Below are 1626 nucleotides of genomic sequence, written 5' to 3'. Positions count from 1 at the left end.
CTACCCGATGATATCATGGATTCCAAAATGTACTCCTTTTTCCATGCTTAGAAACCCTTGTAGTTACTAGGCTCAGATTTATGAAATTAATTTATATAGGAAGATAACTCGAAAAATCAGTAGATACTAATTTTCTTCCTGATTTTTTTGAGGTTGACATTTCATAACTACAAATGTAATCTATATATTGATTACAAAGGTAATCCAAAAAAGAGAAAGGAGGCAACAGGGTATTATGAAAAATCTACCTAAAATATCTGAGGCAGAGTGGGAGGTAATGAAAATTCTTTGGTCAAAGTCCCCTCAAACGGCTAATGAAGTGATTGATGCTTTGGAAGGACAAAAGGAGTGGAAACCCAAAACTGTCCGCACACTCATTAGCCGATTGCTTCAAAAAAAAGTAATATCTTATCATCAAGAAACGAACAAAACATATTTGTATTATCCTTTGGTCTCACAGGACGACTATCTACAAGTCGAAACGCAGTCTTTTCTCAAACGCTTGTATGGAGGCGCATTAAAGCCATTGCTTGTTAACTTTTTGCAGGAACAGAAATTATCTTCGGAAGAAATTAACGAACTTAAACGTATTCTCGATGATAAAGCAGAGACAGACAGAGCTAAAGACCGATCGAAGAAAGGATAGATAAACGTGAACTTAGACCATCTAAGTCTCTCTCTATTGAATTTCTTTGATTGGGTATTAAAGAATTCTATGATGGCCAGTGTGTTGGTGGGGCTTATTTTACTGATGAAAGTGATATTGCGGAACAAGCTACCGCCCAGATGGCATTATATGCTATGGCTTATCATCATGGTACGATTACTTCTCCCATGGGCGCCTGAGAGTTCATATAGCGTGTATAATTTTTTCACCTACGGTCATGAATCCTCTCAAACGGCAGATGTATCTTCTATTAATAAAATAATACTGGATGTTTCAGATTCGACTGCCCCTATTGAAGAAAAACAAGAGCCGACGATTTCAGTTTTTGCTACAGAGAAAAAACAAGATTCAACGAGTATTTCAATGTATACGCTCGCGTTTTATGTGTGGCTTTTAGGCGTCGTTTGTCTTTGTATTCACACCGTTATTGTAAACCGACGTGTTTATACACATATTAAACAACAACCTGCTATTACGGATCGAGAAATCGTTGACTTGTTTGAAGAGTGTAAAAAAATAATGGCAATCAAGCAAGCCATTCCTTTAGTTCTAGCAGGGAAAATTTCAAGTCCGACTGTTCTAGGATTTATACGTCCTAGAGTTCTGTTGTCTGATTCACTTATAAGAACATTAGAACATAAGCAGTTAGGGTTTATTTTTTATCATGAATTGGGTCATGTTAAACGAAGAGACGTTGCCATCAATTGCTTGATGTATGGATTACTCATTTTGCATTGGTTTAATCCGATTCTGTGGTATGCCTATTATCGAATGCGTGAAGATCAGGAGATAGCATGCGACGCGCTTGCTCTTACATTTATCGGCAGTGAACAAAAAGAAAACTATGGTCATACCCTTATTAGTCTTTTAGAGTATTATTCCAAGTCACAATCTATATCGAGTTTAGCCAATCTAACTGGATATAACTATTTAGCCCCCTAATGAATTTGGACACCTAC

The 1626-nt window shown here is 36.8% G+C and carries 2 protein-coding genes; both read left to right on the top strand.

The features are described 5' to 3' along the window. Positions 1-232 precede the first annotated feature (232 nt). The gene (locus HMPREF0083_RS17550) at positions 233-646 is read left to right on the top strand and encodes a BlaI/MecI/CopY family transcriptional regulator (protein ID WP_370974858.1); all 414 of its coding nucleotides are present in this window, start codon (positions 233-235) and stop codon (positions 644-646) included. 6 nt (positions 647-652) lie between these two features. Continuing rightward, positions 653-1609: a M56 family metallopeptidase gene (locus HMPREF0083_RS17545; RefSeq protein ID WP_051354709.1), complete on the top strand. Its 957-nt coding sequence runs from the start codon at positions 653-655 to the stop codon at positions 1607-1609. Positions 1610-1626 lie beyond the last annotated feature (17 nt).

It is taken from the genome of Aneurinibacillus aneurinilyticus ATCC 12856 (genome assembly GCF_000466385.1).
GTDB classification, from domain to species: domain Bacteria; phylum Bacillota; class Bacilli; order Aneurinibacillales; family Aneurinibacillaceae; genus Aneurinibacillus; species Aneurinibacillus aneurinilyticus.
The sequence above is the reverse complement of the archived record's forward strand: the minus strand, read 5'-3'. Positions and strand labels throughout refer to the sequence as shown.